Source organism: Halorubrum sp. Atlit-26R, assembly GCF_003666015.1.
Classification (GTDB): Archaea; Halobacteriota; Halobacteria; order Halobacteriales; family Haloferacaceae; genus Halorubrum.
The window spans coordinates 480182-494318 of sequence record NZ_QPLT01000001.1; the positions used below are offsets into that span (position 1 = coordinate 480182).

12 protein-coding genes are annotated in these 14137 nt (G+C 69.5%); 5 read left to right on the forward strand and 7 right to left on the reverse strand.

Features of this window, described 5'->3' with window-relative positions; translation table 11 throughout:
* Positions 1 to 7: 7 nt before the first annotated feature.
* The 4 genes from DVK07_RS02310 to DVK07_RS02325 all read right to left on the reverse strand — a co-directional run bounded on the left by DVK07_RS02310 (position 8) and on the right by DVK07_RS02325 (position 3489).
* Positions 8 to 1060, reverse strand: coding sequence for a zinc-binding alcohol dehydrogenase (locus DVK07_RS02310; protein WP_121595531.1), 1053 nt, complete (start codon positions 1058 to 1060; stop codon positions 8 to 10).
* Positions 1061 to 1247: 187 nt separating this feature from the next.
* The gene (gene ftsZ, locus DVK07_RS02315; protein WP_121595532.1) at positions 1248 to 2483 is read right to left on the reverse strand and encodes a cell division protein FtsZ; all 1236 of its coding nucleotides are present in this window, start codon (positions 2481 to 2483) and stop codon (positions 1248 to 1250) included.
* 4 nt (positions 2484 to 2487) lie between these two features.
* Positions 2488 to 2667 carry a ribbon-helix-helix domain-containing protein gene (locus DVK07_RS02320; protein ID WP_004595187.1) on the reverse strand — a complete coding sequence of 60 codons (180 nt, stop codon included), beginning with the start codon at positions 2665 to 2667 and terminating at the stop codon, positions 2488 to 2490.
* A 216-nt stretch (positions 2668 to 2883) separates the two neighbouring features.
* Entirely contained in the window at positions 2884 to 3489 is a 606-nt protein-coding gene (locus DVK07_RS02325; RefSeq protein ID WP_121595533.1) for a zinc ribbon domain-containing protein, read from the reverse strand.
* A 160-nt stretch (positions 3490 to 3649) separates the two neighbouring features.
* Between DVK07_RS02325 and DVK07_RS02330 the strand changes: the two genes are divergently transcribed.
* The 4 genes from DVK07_RS02330 (at position 3650) to DVK07_RS02345 (ending at position 10069) form a co-directional block, all read left to right on the forward strand.
* Positions 3650 to 4111 (forward strand): bZIP transcription factor, encoded by a 462-nt coding sequence (locus DVK07_RS02330; RefSeq protein ID WP_121595534.1) that lies wholly within the window; start codon positions 3650 to 3652, stop codon positions 4109 to 4111.
* An 18-nt stretch (positions 4112 to 4129) separates the two neighbouring features.
* Complete coding sequence (gene smc, locus DVK07_RS02335; RefSeq protein WP_121595535.1) at positions 4130 to 7714, forward strand: chromosome segregation protein SMC; 3585 nt, start codon at positions 4130 to 4132, stop codon at positions 7712 to 7714.
* A complete protein-coding gene (locus DVK07_RS02340) occupies positions 7707 to 8720 on the forward strand; it encodes a ScpA family protein (RefSeq protein WP_121595536.1) in 1014 nt (337 codons plus the stop codon). The genes smc and DVK07_RS02340 overlap by 8 nt, the downstream gene beginning before the upstream one ends.
* A 104-nt stretch (positions 8721 to 8824) precedes the next feature.
* Positions 8825 to 10069 (forward strand): glycosyltransferase family 2 protein, encoded by a 1245-nt coding sequence (locus DVK07_RS02345; RefSeq protein WP_121595537.1) that lies wholly within the window; start codon positions 8825 to 8827, stop codon positions 10067 to 10069.
* A 349-nt stretch (positions 10070 to 10418) separates the two neighbouring features.
* Here DVK07_RS02345 and mtnP read toward each other — a convergent pair whose 3' ends face one another.
* The 3 genes from mtnP to DVK07_RS02360 form a co-directional block, all read right to left on the reverse strand.
* Positions 10419 to 11285 carry an S-methyl-5'-thioadenosine phosphorylase gene (gene mtnP, locus DVK07_RS02350; RefSeq protein ID WP_121595538.1) on the reverse strand — a complete coding sequence of 289 codons (867 nt, stop codon included), beginning with the start codon at positions 11283 to 11285 and terminating at the stop codon, positions 10419 to 10421.
* A 104-nt stretch (positions 11286 to 11389) separates the two neighbouring features.
* Positions 11390 to 12388 (reverse strand): YeiH family protein, encoded by a 999-nt coding sequence (locus DVK07_RS02355; RefSeq protein WP_121595539.1) that lies wholly within the window; start codon positions 12386 to 12388, stop codon positions 11390 to 11392.
* Positions 12385 to 12576: a hypothetical protein gene (locus tag DVK07_RS02360; protein ID WP_121595540.1), complete on the reverse strand. Its 192-nt coding sequence runs from the start codon at positions 12574 to 12576 to the stop codon at positions 12385 to 12387. Before DVK07_RS02360 ends, DVK07_RS02355 begins: the two co-directional genes overlap by 4 nt.
* A 127-nt stretch (positions 12577 to 12703) precedes the next feature.
* On the opposite strand from DVK07_RS02360, the gene DVK07_RS02365 reads away from it, so the two are divergent.
* Positions 12704 to 14128, forward strand: coding sequence for an HD domain-containing protein (locus DVK07_RS02365; protein ID WP_121595541.1), 1425 nt, complete (start codon positions 12704 to 12706; stop codon positions 14126 to 14128).
* The last annotated feature ends 9 nt before the right edge of the window (positions 14129 to 14137 follow it).

Here is a 14137-nt window from a genome sequence, read left to right on the forward strand (position 1 = left end):
CGACCGTTCACTCGTACTCCAAGATCACCTGAACCGTCTCGTCGGCCGTCGAGTCGAGCAGCTCGTACGCCTCCGACGCGCGCTCGAACGGGATCCGGTGGGTGATCAGCTCGTCGGCGGGGACCCGGTCGAGCCGTTCGAGCGCCGCGTCCATGCGTCGGTCGCGGTCCCAGCGCCCCCGGAGCTCGGGGCTTATCGTCGACACCTGGCTGGAGACGATGTCGATGCGGTCCCGGTGGAACCGCCCGCCGAGCCCGATCGGCTCGCGTTTGGTGCCGTACCACGACCCGACGACGATCCGCGCGTCGTAGCCGACGACGCCGAGCGCGTCGTCGAGCGCGCTCGGCTGGCCGGAGAGCTCGACCGCGAGGTCGGCGTCGCGGAGGCGGGCGTCCGAGCCGGCGGCGTCGAGCGCGTCGCCCGAACCGGCGAGGCCCGCGTCGGCGTCGTCGCCGAGAGCCGCCGGCGTCGTCGTCCGGTCGGCGCCGAACGACGCCGCGAGGGCCCGACGACGCTCGACCGGGTCGACCACGACGAGCGACTCCAGCGGGAACGCGGCCAGCAGCCGGGTGACGCAGAGCCCGATCACGCCGGCGCCGAACACCACGACCCGCTCCCCGAGCCGAGGGGCGGCGTCGAGGACGATGTTCGTCGCGGTCTCGACCGAGGGCAGGAGCGACCCGACGGCCGGCGTCGTCCCCGGCGGGAGCGCGACCACCGAGTCGGGGGTGGTCCGGAAGCTCGTCTGGTGGGGGACGAACGAGAACACCGACCGGCCGACCCAGTCCGGGTCGACGTCCGCGCCGACCTCGCTGACGACCCCGCTCGCGGCGTACCCGTACTGGAGGGGGTACGAGAGGTCGCCGTCGAGCGCGTCGAGCGCCTCGTCGGCCGGGAGACCGTCGGGCGTCTGGTCGCGGTACACGAGCAGCTCCGTCCCGGCGCTTATCGCCGACGCCCGGGTGTCGACGAGCAGTTCGTCGGCGTCCGGCGGGCCGACCGACGTCTCCCGCACCTCGACGGTCTCCGGACCCGTGAAGTAGAGCGCCGCGTCGGTCATCGTGTCGTCGCGAATCTGGTCCGTCCGCGGACGGGGCCGGGGTGACCCCGCGCCCCCCGGCTCGGCTGGTGACGTGACACGTAGGTCTACACGGACCGTGTGATGTTAAGTCCTCGCGCCGTGCGCGGGTCGGAACAGTACCGACGGAAAACGGAACCGAAAACGAACCGCAGCGGTCGCGTGACGCTCAGCGGATGACGTCGAGCCCGTTGTTCTTCTCGATCGGGTCGCTGCCGCCGTCGGACTCCCAGCCGCGCTCGGTGCCGCCGGAGACCGCCGGCTCGCCTCTCTCGCCCGCGGCGCCCGCGCTCTCGTTCGCCTCGGCCGCCCGAGATCGTGAGTCGCCGAGGTCGTCCGCGTCGACCGCGGCGCGGGACTTGTCGGCCTGCTTCTGGGTGGAGGGACCGAGAACCTGCGCGCTCTGGACGCCCGTCATGATCGCCATGACGCGCACCTTCCCCTTGTACTCCTCCTGGATGCGGGCGCCCCAGATCACGTTGGCGCTCGCCTCTAAGCGTTCGGTGATGTTGTTCGCGATCCCCTCGGCCTCCTTCAGCGTGAGGTCCGGGCCGCCCGTGATGTGGACGAGCCCGCCCGAGGCGCCGCGGTAGTCGACGTCGAGCAGCGGGTGGTTCATCGCGTCGTTGACCACCTCTTGGGTCTTGTTCTTGTCCTGGGTCTCGCCGACGAGCATGACCGCCACGCCGCCCTGGTTCATGATCGTCGACATGTCCGCGTAGTCGAGGTTGATGAGGCTCGGCTGGGTGATCGTCTCCGAGATCCCCTTCACCGTCTCCGCGATGATCTGGTCCATCACGGAGAACGCCTTCCCGATCGGCAGGTTCGGGACGTAGTCGAGCAGGCGGTTGTTGTCGAGGACGATGATCGAGTCGGCCTCGTTGCGGAGGTCTTCGAGGCCCTCCTCGGCCTTCACCGTGCGGGCGCGCTCGACGTTGAACGGGGTCGAGACCATCCCGACGACGATGGCGCCCTGCTCTTTGGCGATCTTCGAGACGACCGGCGCCGCGCCGGTGCCCGTGCCGCCGCCCATGCCGGCGGTGACGAAGACGAGGTCCGCGTCGCCGAGCACCTCCTTGATCGTGCCCTGGGCCATCTCGGTGGCGCGCTCGCCCATCTTGGGATCGCCGCCGGCGCCGAGCCCCTGCGTGAGCGACTTGCCCACGAGGATCTTGGTGTCGGCCTCGATCATCTTGAGGTGCTGTTTGTCCGTGTTGATGGCGACGGTGTCGGCGCCGTCGACGCCGATGTTGTAGAGCCGGTTGACCGTGTTGTTCCCGGCGCCGCCGGCACCGACGATGACGATCCGGGGGTCCCCGAACTCGTCGTCGCCCATGTCGACGTCATCCATGTCGCGCTTCTCCGCCTCCGCGTTGTCGAGGGCGTCCTGAACGAGATCTTGCATCAGTTTACACCTTCGCCCAGTTGCGGTTGCGGCCGCGCTCGTCGCGCTCGCCGTCCTGTTCGTTCAACATGTCGCGGACGGCCGACCGGATCGCCTCGCTCCGGTTCGGGAACTCGCCCGTCTCCACCATCTGTTCGACCTCGTCGATCTGCTGTTTCGGGATTCGTAGTGTCACACGCTCCATTGGTATTCCCCCGGTAAGACGGCGAACACGCGACGCGTGTGTCTTACAGCGCGAAACCGCCCGACTGCGGGGCGACACCCCGCACCGGACGCCCGCTGTAAGACGACCGTCTTACGCAGATGAAGTCACCGAGCGAACCATTATAAAACTACCGGCCACTGTAAGACAGAATGTGAAAACGGCCGAAAAGAGGCGTATACGGCCGCCTATGCCACGTTACTGATCTTTCAAAACGTCCGCAGCAGGGGTCCGCCGCCCGCAGCCGGGGCAGAACGCCCAGTCGGTTCGGAGCTCGTCGCCGCACTCGCAGAAGGCCCTGTGCGACTGCTTTTCACCGCAGTTCGGGCAGTATACGTGGTCAGACGGGACGGTTTCGCCACATCCGCCGCAGGCGTTTTCGCGCGTTTGCGCGCCCGGACTCGGGTCCGTCTTACGCGCGCTCGGCTCCGTCTCGCCGGCCGTCTCACGCGTCACACGCACCTCGTCGTCTCGATCGTCGGATTCGGTGCTCGGGGCGTCGAGCGTGACGTTTACGTTGATATCGCCGGTAGTCTCGGACGTATACGCCCGCGTCGCGGCACCGCCCGCCGGACCGAGCCGCTCGTCGAGCGCGGCGTCGAGCCGCTCCGCGATCAGGTCGTCGACGCGGTCCGCGAGGGCGTCGTCGACGCTCCCGGTCGCCGCGTCGGACGCGTCGGACGCGTCCCCCTCCCCGTCGAGGTGCGTCCGGAGCGCCTCCCGCATCACCTCGCTTTTGGAAGCGTCACACGCTTCCAGCCGGTCGACGAGGTCGTCGTCCGCCCGGAAGGTGATCTTGCTCATACCGAAGGAGTATCTCCGGTCGGTATAAGTATCTTCTCCTGCTGTCTGACACGTTTCACGGCGCCGAAACGTTCGAGCGGACGACGCCCGGATCGTGCGGTTTGGTCACACATGTGTCTGACGCAGATTTATACGCGTCGCGCGAGCATGCGTGTATATAATGAGTAACCGCGTCGAGGACCTCGAACGGCAGGTCGCGGAGCTACAGGCGGCGGTCAACGGGCTCACCGAGGAGCTCGTCGAGATGAAAGAGCGCGTCCGACAGCTGGAAGACGAGCGGTCGGTCGCGGTGGAGGAGTCGGCCGCCGAGGCGACGGCCGGTTCCGAAGCGGCGGACGCCGCGGCCGACGAGCCCGCGAGCGAGGAGTCCGCCTCCGACGACGCGTCAGAGGTGTCGGGGGGCGAGCGGACGACCCATTCCGACGACCACGTCGACGTCTTCGAGTCGGTCGAGGAGCCGTCCGACGGCGGCGACGGGGAGGCGGCGACCGCGGACGACGCGAGCGAGGGCGACGACGTCGTCGTCCCCGAGCAGTCGGCGACGACGCCCGACGCCGAGGCCGAGGAGGCCGCCGAGGACGACGGCGAGTCGAGCGAGGGCGACGACATCATCGTCGCGTAAGCGGTCGCCTCCGCCCCCATGCACATCACTGAAGTCGTTTTAGACGGGTTCAAGAGCTTCGGGCGAACGACGAGGATCCCCTTCTACGAGGACTTCACCGTCGTCACCGGCCCGAACGGCTCCGGGAAGTCGAACATCATCGACGGCGTGCTGTTCGCGCTCGGGCTCGCCCGCACCCGCGGGATCCGCGCGAAGAAGCTCACCGACCTCATCTACAACCCCGGCCACGACGACGGCGAGGCCGCCGCCGGGCCGAGCGAGGCCTCCGTCACGGTCGTGCTCTCCAACGAGGACGGCACCCTCGACCGGTCGCAGGTCGTCTCCGCGGCCGGCACGGAGAACGTCGGCGACGTCTCCGAGATCACGATCAAGCGCCGCGTGAAGGAGACCGAGGACAACTACTACTCGTACTACTACCTCAACGGGCGCTCGGTGAACCTCTCGGACGTTCAGGACCTGCTCGCGGCCGCGGGCGTGACCCCGGAGGGGTACAACGTGGTGATGCAGGGCGACGTCACCGAGATCATCAACATGACCCCCTACCAGCGGCGGGGGATAATCGACGAGATCGCGGGCGTCGCGGAGTTCGACGAGAAGAAGGAGGCCGCCTACGAGGAGCTCGACACGGTCGAGGACCGGATCGGCGAGGCGGACCTCCGCATCGGCGAGAAGGAGGACCGCCTCGACCAGCTCGCCGACGAGCGCGAGACCGCCCTCCAGTACCAGGAGCTCCGCGACGAGCTCGAGGAGTACCGCGGGTTCCGGAAGGCCTCCGAGTTAGAGGAGAAGCGCGACGCGCTCGCGGACGTCGAGGGCGAGGTCGACGAGGCCGAAGCGGACCTCGACGACCTCCGCGAGGAGCTCGACGCCAGACAGGGGAAGCTCACGCGCCTCGAAGAGGACCTCGCGGACCTCAACCACGAGATCGAGACGAAGGGAGAGGAGGAGCAGATCGAGATCCGCTCGGAGATAGAGGAGATCAAAGGCGAGGTCTCGCGGCTGGAGGACCGGATCGAGTCGGCCGAGTCGCGCGCCGAGTCGGCGGAGAACGACCGGCGGCAGGCGTTCGTCCAGATCGACCGCAAGGAGGAGAAGGTCGAGGAGCTCGACGCCGAGATCCGCGAGACGAAGGTGGAGAAGGCGTCGGTGAAGTCGGAGCTGGCGACGAAGCGCTCCGAGCTCGCCGACGTCGAGGCCGAGATCGAGGGCGCGGACACGGAGTTCGACGAGCTAAAAAGCGATCTCGCGGAGAAGAAGGAAGCGATCGAGTCGCTCCGCGAGGAGAAGAACGAGACGCAACGCGAGAAGGACCGGCTGCTCGACGAGGCCCGCCGCCGCTCGAACGCCGTGAGCGAGGCCCGCGAGGAGTTAGAGGCGGCCCGCGAGTCGCTCCCGGAGCACAAGGCGCGCATCTCCGAGCTGAAGAGCGAGCTCGACAAGGCCGAGAAGAACCAGGCGACCATCGAGGACGCTGTCGCGGATCTCTTCGCCGAGAAGGCCGAGACGGAGGAGCGCTTGGAGGAGATCGAAGACACCCTCCGCGAGAAGCAGAACGAGTACGCCAAGCTGGAGGCGGCCGCGGACCAGCGCGGCGACGCCTCCTGGCCCCGCGCGGTCACCGAAGTGAAGAACGGCGGCATCGACGGCGTCCACGGCGCCGTCGGCGAGCTGGGCTCGGTCGAGGCCGAGTACGCCGAGGCCTGCGAGACCGCCGCGGGCGGCCGGCTGGCCAACGTCGTCGTCGACGACGACGGCGTCGGCTCGACCTGTATCGACTACCTCAAGCAGCGCAACGCGGGGCGGGCGACGTTCCTCCCGATCACGAAGATGGACGACCGGAGCCTCCCGCGGAAGCCGTCGGTGCCGGGCGTCGTCGACTTCGCGCGCAACCTCGTCGACTACGACGCCGAGTACGACTCGATCTTCTCGTACGTGCTCGGCTCGACGCTCGTCGTCGAGGACATGTCGACCGCCCGCGACCTGATGGGCGACTACCGGATGGTCACGCTCGACGGCGACCTCGTCGAGAAGTCGGGCGCGATGACCGGCGGCTCCGGCGGCGGCTCCCGCTACTCGTTCACGAAGTCCGGCGGCGGCAAACTGGAGCGGCTCGCGACGGAGATATCCGACCTCGAGGACGAGCGGCAGTCGGTCCAGTCGGAGATCGACGCGCTCGACGACGACATTGAGGACGCGCGCGACCGGAAGGCGGACGCGGCCGAGCGCGTCCGCTCGCTTGAGGCGGACGTCGAGCGCGCCGAGGACGACCTGTCGGACGCGGAAGATCGGATCGAGGAGCTGGAAGACGAACTGGAGGAGCTGGAGGCGGAACGCGAGTCCGTCGACGAGCAGATGACGGCGCTCGACGAGGAGCTCGCGGAGACCGACGCGGAGATCGACGAGCTCGCGGCCGAGATCGACGACATCGAGGCCGAGCTCGCCGACTCGAAGATCCCGGAGCTCTCCGAGCGCGCCGACGAGATCCGCGCGGAGATCGACGACCTCGAAGACCGGATGGACTCGCTCGACGGCCGGATCAACGAGCTGGAGTTGGAGAAGGGGTACGCCGAGGACGCCCTCGACGACCTCCACGACGACGTCGAGGAGGCGCAGAACGCGAAGGCGGAGGCAGAGGAGGCGATCGCCGAGCACGAAGCCGCGATCGAGGAGAAGGAGGCGGAGCTCGCCGAGAAGAAGGAAGCGATCGCCGACCTCGAAGCGGAGCTCACGGAGCTGAAAGAAGAGCGGGAGGAGCTCCGCGAGGAGATCCGCGAGGCGACCCGGAAGCGCGACGAGCAGCGGTCGCTCGTCTCGGAGGCGGAGTCGGACCTCTCGGACCTCACCGACCGCCGCGACCGCTTGGAGTGGGAGATCGACGAGTTGGAGTCGCAGGTCGGCGCCTACGACGCCGACGAGATCCCCGACCTCGACGAGGTGGAGTCGCGGATCGAGGAGTTAGAGGCCGAGATGGAGGCGCTCGAACCGGTGAACATGCTCGCGATCGACGAGTACGAGGAGGTCCAGGCGGCGCTCGACGAGCTCCAGGAGCGCCGCGACGTGCTCGTCGAGGAGCGCGACGCCATCGAGGAGCGCATCGAGGGGTACGAGGCGGCCAAGAAGGAGACGTTCATGGAGACGTTCGAGTCGATCAACGACCACTTCGAGGACATCTTCGCGCGGCTCTCGGCCGGGACCGGAGAGCTCGTCTTGGAGAACCCCGAGGACCCGTTCGAGGAGGGACTGGCGATGAAGGCGCAGCCCGCGGACAAGCCGGTCCAGCGGCTCGACGCGATGAGCGGCGGCGAGAAGTCGCTGACCGCCCTCTCGTTCATCTTCGCCGTCCAGCGCCACAACCCCGCGCCGTTCTACGCGCTCGACGAGATCGACGCGTTCCTCGACGCGGTCAACGCCGAGCGCGTCGGCGAGATGATCGAGGAACTCGCTCAGGAGGCCCAGTTCGTCGTCGTCGGCCACCGCTCGGCGCTTTTAGAGCGCTCCGACCGCGCCATCGGCGTCACGATGCAGGGCGATAACCTCTCGGCGGTGACCGGGATGCAGTTCGGCGACGACGCGGACGAGGAGGGGGTGAGCGCGGATGACTGACGATGGCGACCGCGCCGCCGACGGCGGCGTCCCGGACATCGACCTGACGAGCGAGCGCGACGGCGCCGACCCGTTCGCCGACGACGCCTCGGACGACGGCGGTACCGACTCGACCGCCGAGTCCGACTCGGACCCGACCGACGGACCCGGCTCGGACGCGGCGGACGAATCCGACCCGGTGCCCGACGTCTCGCCTCCGGACGAGACCGACGACGACGAGGTCGAGCCCGTAGAGCTCCTCGTCCAGCTCGCCGAGGAGGGCGAGATCGAGCCGTGGGATATCGACATCGTCCAGGTGACGGACGCGTTCTTGGAGAAGCTCGACGAGACGGACCTCCGGACGACCGGGCGGGCGCTGTTCTACGCCAGCGTCCTGCTGCGGATGAAAAGCGACGGCATGCTGGCGGACGACGACGAGGATGACGAGCCCGAGCCGGAGCCGTGGGAGGTCGCGATGGAGGGCGGCGCGCCCGACCCCGCCGACGGCGACTTCGACCCCGTCGACGAGTTGGAGGCGGAGATGGACCGCCGGCTCGACCGCAAGAACACCCGCGGGTCGCCGGAGACGCTCGACGAGCTGGTCCGCGAGTTGCGCGAGGCGGAGCGCGGCTCGTGGTGGAAGGACTCCCGCGAGTACGACACCTCGGAGTCGCCGCACGGCCACGCCCGCGGCACGCAGACGCTCGACTACCACGCCGGCGACGAGTTCCGCCAGGACGGGGAGCCGACCGCGGGCGAGGCGACCGACCGCACCCACGACGAGGACATCGAGGAGGTCATCGTGGAGATCGACAACACGCTCCGGACGCACTTCGACCGCGGGCGCACGGAGGTGCTGTTCGCCGAGATCGAGACCGCGGGCGGCCGCCCGTTCATGACGTACCTCGCGCTGCTGTTCATGGCCCACCGCGGCTCGGTCCGGCTCCAGCAGGACGACCTGTTCGGCGACCTGTGGGTGAAGGACCCGACCGCGATGACCGGCGAGTCGGAAGCGATCGCGGACTGAACCGCCGGCGGCGATCCGAGTCCCCCGTGTTCGGTCCCCCGGACTCCTCTCGAGCGTGATCGCGTTCCGACACGTTCTTGCCGGTATCGCGACACACGTTGGTAGTGATATCGTTCGCGACCGGGAACCCCGCGCTCGCCGCCGTCGTCGCGGCGCTGTGGGTCGCCCTCCTGCTGTACGGCGCCTCGGCGGTCTGGTGGCTCTTCGAGGCGACGGTGCTCGCTCGCGGCGGCCGGGTCGAGCCCGACGAGGTCGAGTGGGGGTACGACGACGTTCAGGTCCGCATCCTGACGATCGACGCCGAGGAGGTCGTACAGGCGACCGTCAACGCGGTCCCGCAGGCGCTCGACGACGTGCGCGTGATCGCGGAGAAGCCGATCGACGTCGAGGGGGCGGACGTCCACGTGGTCCCCGAGGAGTTCGAGTGCGACGCGACCAACAAGGGCCGCGCCGTCGAGTGGGCGCGTCGCGTGGTACCCTGTGACCGCGAGTACGTCCTCTACCTCGACGAGGACACGATCATGGCCGGCTTCGAGGGGCTCCCCGACGCCGACGTGGTCCAGTTCACGGAGAAGCCGCTGTACACCGGCTCGCGGGTCGCGTACCTGAGCGAGATCTTTCGGGTCGGCTACCAGTACGAGCAGTTCGCGTTCCACAAACTTCGCTACCCGCTGTACGCGTGGGGCGGCGGCGTCGCGGTTCGGCATTCCTTAGAGCAGTCGATCACGTGGGACGTCGCGACCATCACCGAGGACACGAACTTCATCTGGCGGGCCGCGGATCAGCTCGGCGTCTCCTTCGCCGTCCTCGACGTCCGGTTCCGCAATCAGGCGCCGCCGTCGCTACGCGCGATGGCCAAGCAGCGCCGGCGGTGGATCTCGGGCACGCGCGCCGACGGCCACCTCCTCCCGCTCAGGTACCGGCCCGTCTACTACACCCGAGTCATCGCGTGGTCGCTCTCGCCGCTGGTCCCGCTCCTCGTCTTCGCGTCGCTGATCTTCCCCGGTACCGCGCCCGGCATGGAGTGGTACCGTACCGCGTCGCTGGCGCTGTTCGGGATCCTGTTCGTCTATACGCTCGTCGGCGCGGCCGCGTACGACAAGCATCCCCTCACATGGCCGCTCTACCTCCTGTTGACGCCGGTCGCCTTCCTCGCGCACTCGGCCGGCGCGCTGTGGGGACTCGTCTCCCCGGTGACGACCTTCGAGGTGACGGAGAAGGTGACGCCGGACGCGGTCGAGCGGGTCCACGAGTCGATGGAGTCCGGGGCCCTCTCCGACCACGACGGCTCCGAGCGACTGGTCCGGGAGTCCGACGAGGAGTTCACGTTCGACGTGTTCGACGACTAATAGGCGGCTGCTCCCGCGGAGAGCACTTCCAAAGCCCCAGTCGCTCGGCGATACGTCGCTATTTAAAAATCGGCGGCGACCATCCTCAAAGCCCCAGTCGCGAGGCGGGCGCACGCTCGCTGCGCGCTTCACTCGGTCGCTCACTCCGTTCGCTCTCTCGCTCCAGTGCTTGCGTCGCCTGCGCCCGCCTCGCGACTGCCCCTTTGAGTCCCACCCGACCGCAACCGCACGACACCTCACGCCTCCCCAGCCTCGCCGCTCACTCCCTCCGGTCGCTCGCGGCGTCCCTCGCGCGTGCGGTTCGCGCCGCGATGCGGCGCTCACCGGCACGCGCCACCGCCTCGTTTATTTATAAGTAGTCGCCCAGCAGCGGCTCGACGCGCTCCTGCGTTTCTTCCGGGATCGCCTCCGTCGGCGTGTTGACGGTGCCTTCGAGCCCGGTGTGCGCCTCGCACTCCAGATCGTCGGGGAGCGTCCGCACGGCCGCCTCGACGGCGGCCTTGATCGCCTTCTGGTTCTTCTCGGCGTTTTCGAGCACCTCTTCGAGCGTCACCTCGCTGTCCGCCTTCCAGACGTCGTAGTCGGTGACGCCGGCGATCGTCGCGTACGCGATCTCGGCCTCCCGGGCCAGCTTCGCCTCCGGGATCGCGGTCATGCCGACGAGGTCCCAGCCTTGGCTCTTATAAAACTCCGACTCCGCGCGCGTCGAGTACTGCGGCCCCTCGATGCAGACGTAGGTGCCGCCCTTCACGACCTTCGTGTCCTCGGGCGCGGCGGACTCGGCGGCCTCGGTGAGGTGGTCGACGAGCTCCGGGCTGTACGGGTCCGCGAACGGCTGGTGGACGACGACGCCGTCGCCGTAGAAGGAGAGGTCGCGGCCCTTCGTCCGGTCGTAGATCTGGTCGGGGACGACGAGCGTCCCGGGCTCAAGCTCCTCCTTCAGGCTCCCGACCGCGTTCGACGCGAAGATGTGGGTGACGCCCGCCTTCTTTAACGCGTACATGTTCGCGCGGTACGGCAGGTCGGTCGGCGAGACGCCGTGGTCCGAGCCGTGTCGCGGGAGGAACGCCACCTCGCGGCCCGTGTCGCCGAACTCGCCGATCGTCACGGCGTCGCTCGGCTCGCCGTACGGCGTGTCGAACTCGACCTCGCGCACGTCGTTCAGGGGGAGCGCCTCGTAGATGCCGCTGCCGCCGATGAATCCGATGGTTCCCATACCCGGAGTGCGCCCGCTCGCTACTTATAAGGAGTGAACCCGATCGACGGCGGGTCGAGGTCGACGGCCCGGAGCGCGGTCGACGGCTCGGCGCCCGACGCGGCTCACAGCAGCCAGCGCACCGCAGCAAGCGCGACCGCGCTCACGGCGAGCAGGTGGACGAGGACGGCGCCGACCGGCGCGGCCCCCACCGCGCGCATGTCGTCGACCCGGATCGAGAGCCCGAGGCCGACGAACGCCAGCGCGAACAGCGCGTCCGAGACGCGGCCGATCGACGCCAGCGCGGCCGGCGAGAGCAGCCCGCTGTTGGCGACCGCCGCCACGACGAGGAAGCCGAGCAGGAACTTCGGGAACTCCGCCCAGAGGCGTCGGACGCCGGGGTCGGCGGCCGAGCGCGCCGTGTACGCCAGCGAGTACGCGACCGCGACGCCGCCCAGAAGCGAGTTACGCGCCAGCTTCGTCACGGTCGCCCACTGGCCCGCCTCGGGCGAGTAGGCGAACCCCGCGGCCGCGACGGGGCCGGTCGAGAACATGCTTACGCCCGCCCAGACGCCGAACTGCCGGCTCGTCAGGCCGAGCCACTCGCCCGCCAGCGGGAACGCGACGAGCGTCGCGGCGTCGAACAGCAGGATCGTCGCGGCCGCGAAGGTGATCGCGGCCCCGCGCGAGTCGAGCACCCTCCCGATCGCGACGACCGCGGAGACGCCGCAGATGCTCGCGCCCGCGGCCAGCAGCGAGGAGGTCGGCGACCCGATCCGGAAGAGGCCGCGCGCGACGACCTCCGCGAACAGGAGCCCGCCGGCGACGACCGCCACCACGAGGCCGAGGACGGTCGGGCCGGCGGTCAGGAACTCCTCGACCGCGACCGCCGCGCCGAGCAGGACGATCCCGGTCTCCAAGAACAGCTTGTCGACGCCGACGCCGGGCTCCGCGATCTCGGGAATCCCGACGGTGTTCCCGATTCCGACGCCGATCGCGACGGCGACGACGAGCGGCTGGAGGCCCGGGACCGCGCCCGCGACGAGCGTCGCCGCGACCGCGCCGCCCGCGAGCAGCGCGAGGCCGGGTAGGTGCGCCCGGACCGCCTCGACGACCCCCGTCACAGCGCCTGTCCGACGAGGTGCGCGGCGACGATCCCGAGCCCCAGCGCGAGCGCCTGCCAGCCGCGGTCGAGCGCGGTCCAGCGGTCGACGAGCGAGGGGCCGGCCACGTCGGGAGCGTCCGACTGCGGGTCCGTCCCGTCCCCGGCGTCCGGCCGCGCGTCCGCGCCGTCGGCGGCGTCCGATACCATACGCGTGCCTCGCCGCGCTCGCATTTATACGGTGTGACTCGGAGCGTTCTCGGCTGTCGGGGGAGCGCACGGCGGCCGGTGACGACCGAAAGAGGCAGGACGCGGGAGGGTGTGGTGCCCACAATCGATGTCCACCACCCAGATCAAAGACGCCGTCCACGGCTACATCGAGCTGCCGGACGCGCTCGTCGAGGGCGTCGTCGACACGCGGCCGTTCCAGCGGCTGCGGTACGTCCGCCAGCTCTCGGCGACGCACCTCGTGTACCCGGGCGCGAACCACACCCGGTTCGAGCACTCGCTCGGCGTCTACCACCTCGGGCGGACCGTCTTCGAGAGCCTCCGTCAGCAGTCGTACTTCACGCGGGACGCCGCGGTCGACGAGCTCGAGGAGATCCAGCGCACGCTGGCGTGCGCCTGCCTGCTCCACGACGTGGGACATCCGCCCTTCTCGCACCTCTCCGAGGGGTTCCTCGACGAGGGGGTCCTCCGTGAGCGCGTCGCGGAGACCGGGCTGGTCGACGCCTTCGATCGGGCCGGCGTCGGCGGCGCACCGCTCCGCTCGGCGAACCCGCACGAGCTGCTCGGCTGCGTGATCATCGTCGAGGAGTACGGCGACGCCCTCCGCGATTTCGACGTGGACCCCTTCGAGGTGTGCGCGTACGTGCTCGGCTACAGCCTCGCGTACGAGCGCGGCGAGCCGTGGCAGTACGGGGTCGGCGCCCAGCTGCTCCACTCCCCCATCGACGTGGACCGGCTGGACTACATCACCCGGGACAACGAGATGACCGGCGCGGGCGTGTTGAGCTTCGACGTCGAGCGCATGGTCGACGCGTACACCGCCCACCCCGAGGCGGGCCTGGCGCTCTCGGAGAAGGCGCTCTCGACAATCGGCAACTACCTCGAGGGACGGATCGCGCTGTACATGTGGGTCACCCAGCACCACAAGTCGGTGTACGCGAACCGGCTCCTCCAGGCGCTCTTGGGCGAGTACGAGCGGGAGACCGGAGAGAGCCCCGTCACGGTCGACGGCATCTTGGACCGCGAGCTCGACGACAACGCGGTGCTCGAACGGCTCCGGGTCGCCGCCTGCGAGCACCCCGACTCGACGCTCGCCTCGATGTACGACCGCTTCCGCGGGCGGCGCTTCCCCGCCACCTGCTGGAAACACCGGATCGCGCTCGCCGACCGGGTCGGCGGCGACCTCGGCGACGACCTGCCCGTGGACGGCGACCCCCTCGACGCGTTCACCGCGTGGCTCACCGCCGGCGACGACCGCTTGGAGCGACTCCTCGCGGACGCCCTCGACGTGCCGGTCCACGAGGTGTGGATCGACCGCTCGTACGTCCCCGCCTACGACCCCGACGAGTTAGAGGACATCCCCATCGCGTACGGCGGCACGACGCGGTCGGTCGCCGACTGGGGGCTGTACGGCGACCGCGCGTTCGACGTGCCGATCCCGTTCGTCTTCGTCCCCGACGGAATGAAGCGGCGGGCGATCCGCGTGCTCCGGGAGGCGTTCGAGCGAGAGGTCACGGAGGAAGCGCGCGCGTAAGTCGGCGTT

What these genes read in the sequence shown, in the direction of transcription:
- DVK07_RS02340 (WP_121595536.1), top strand. Translation starts at nt 7,707, where the DNA reads ATGACTGACGATGGCGACCGCGCCGCCGACGGCGGCGTCCCGGACATC.
- DVK07_RS02330 (WP_121595534.1), top strand. Translation starts at nt 3,650, where the DNA reads ATGAGTAACCGCGTCGAGGACCTCGAACGGCAGGTCGCGGAGCTACAG.
- DVK07_RS02325 (WP_121595533.1), bottom strand. Translation starts at nt 3,489, where the DNA reads ATGAGCAAGATCACCTTCCGGGCGGACGACGACCTCGTCGACCGGCTG.
- mtnP (WP_121595538.1), bottom strand. Translation starts at nt 11,285, where the DNA reads ATGGGAACCATCGGATTCATCGGCGGCAGCGGCATCTACGAGGCGCTC.
- DVK07_RS02310 (WP_121595531.1), bottom strand. Translation starts at nt 1,060, where the DNA reads ATGACCGACGCGGCGCTCTACTTCACGGGTCCGGAGACCGTCGAGGTG.
- DVK07_RS02360 (WP_121595540.1), bottom strand. Translation starts at nt 12,576, where the DNA reads ATGGTATCGGACGCCGCCGACGGCGCGGACGCGCGGCCGGACGCCGGG.
- DVK07_RS02365 (WP_121595541.1), top strand. Translation starts at nt 12,704, where the DNA reads ATGTCCACCACCCAGATCAAAGACGCCGTCCACGGCTACATCGAGCTG.
- ftsZ (WP_121595532.1), bottom strand. Translation starts at nt 2,483, where the DNA reads ATGCAAGATCTCGTTCAGGACGCCCTCGACAACGCGGAGGCGGAGAAG.
- smc (WP_121595535.1), top strand. Translation starts at nt 4,130, where the DNA reads ATGCACATCACTGAAGTCGTTTTAGACGGGTTCAAGAGCTTCGGGCGA.
- DVK07_RS02320 (WP_004595187.1), bottom strand. Translation starts at nt 2,667, where the DNA reads ATGGAGCGTGTGACACTACGAATCCCGAAACAGCAGATCGACGAGGTC.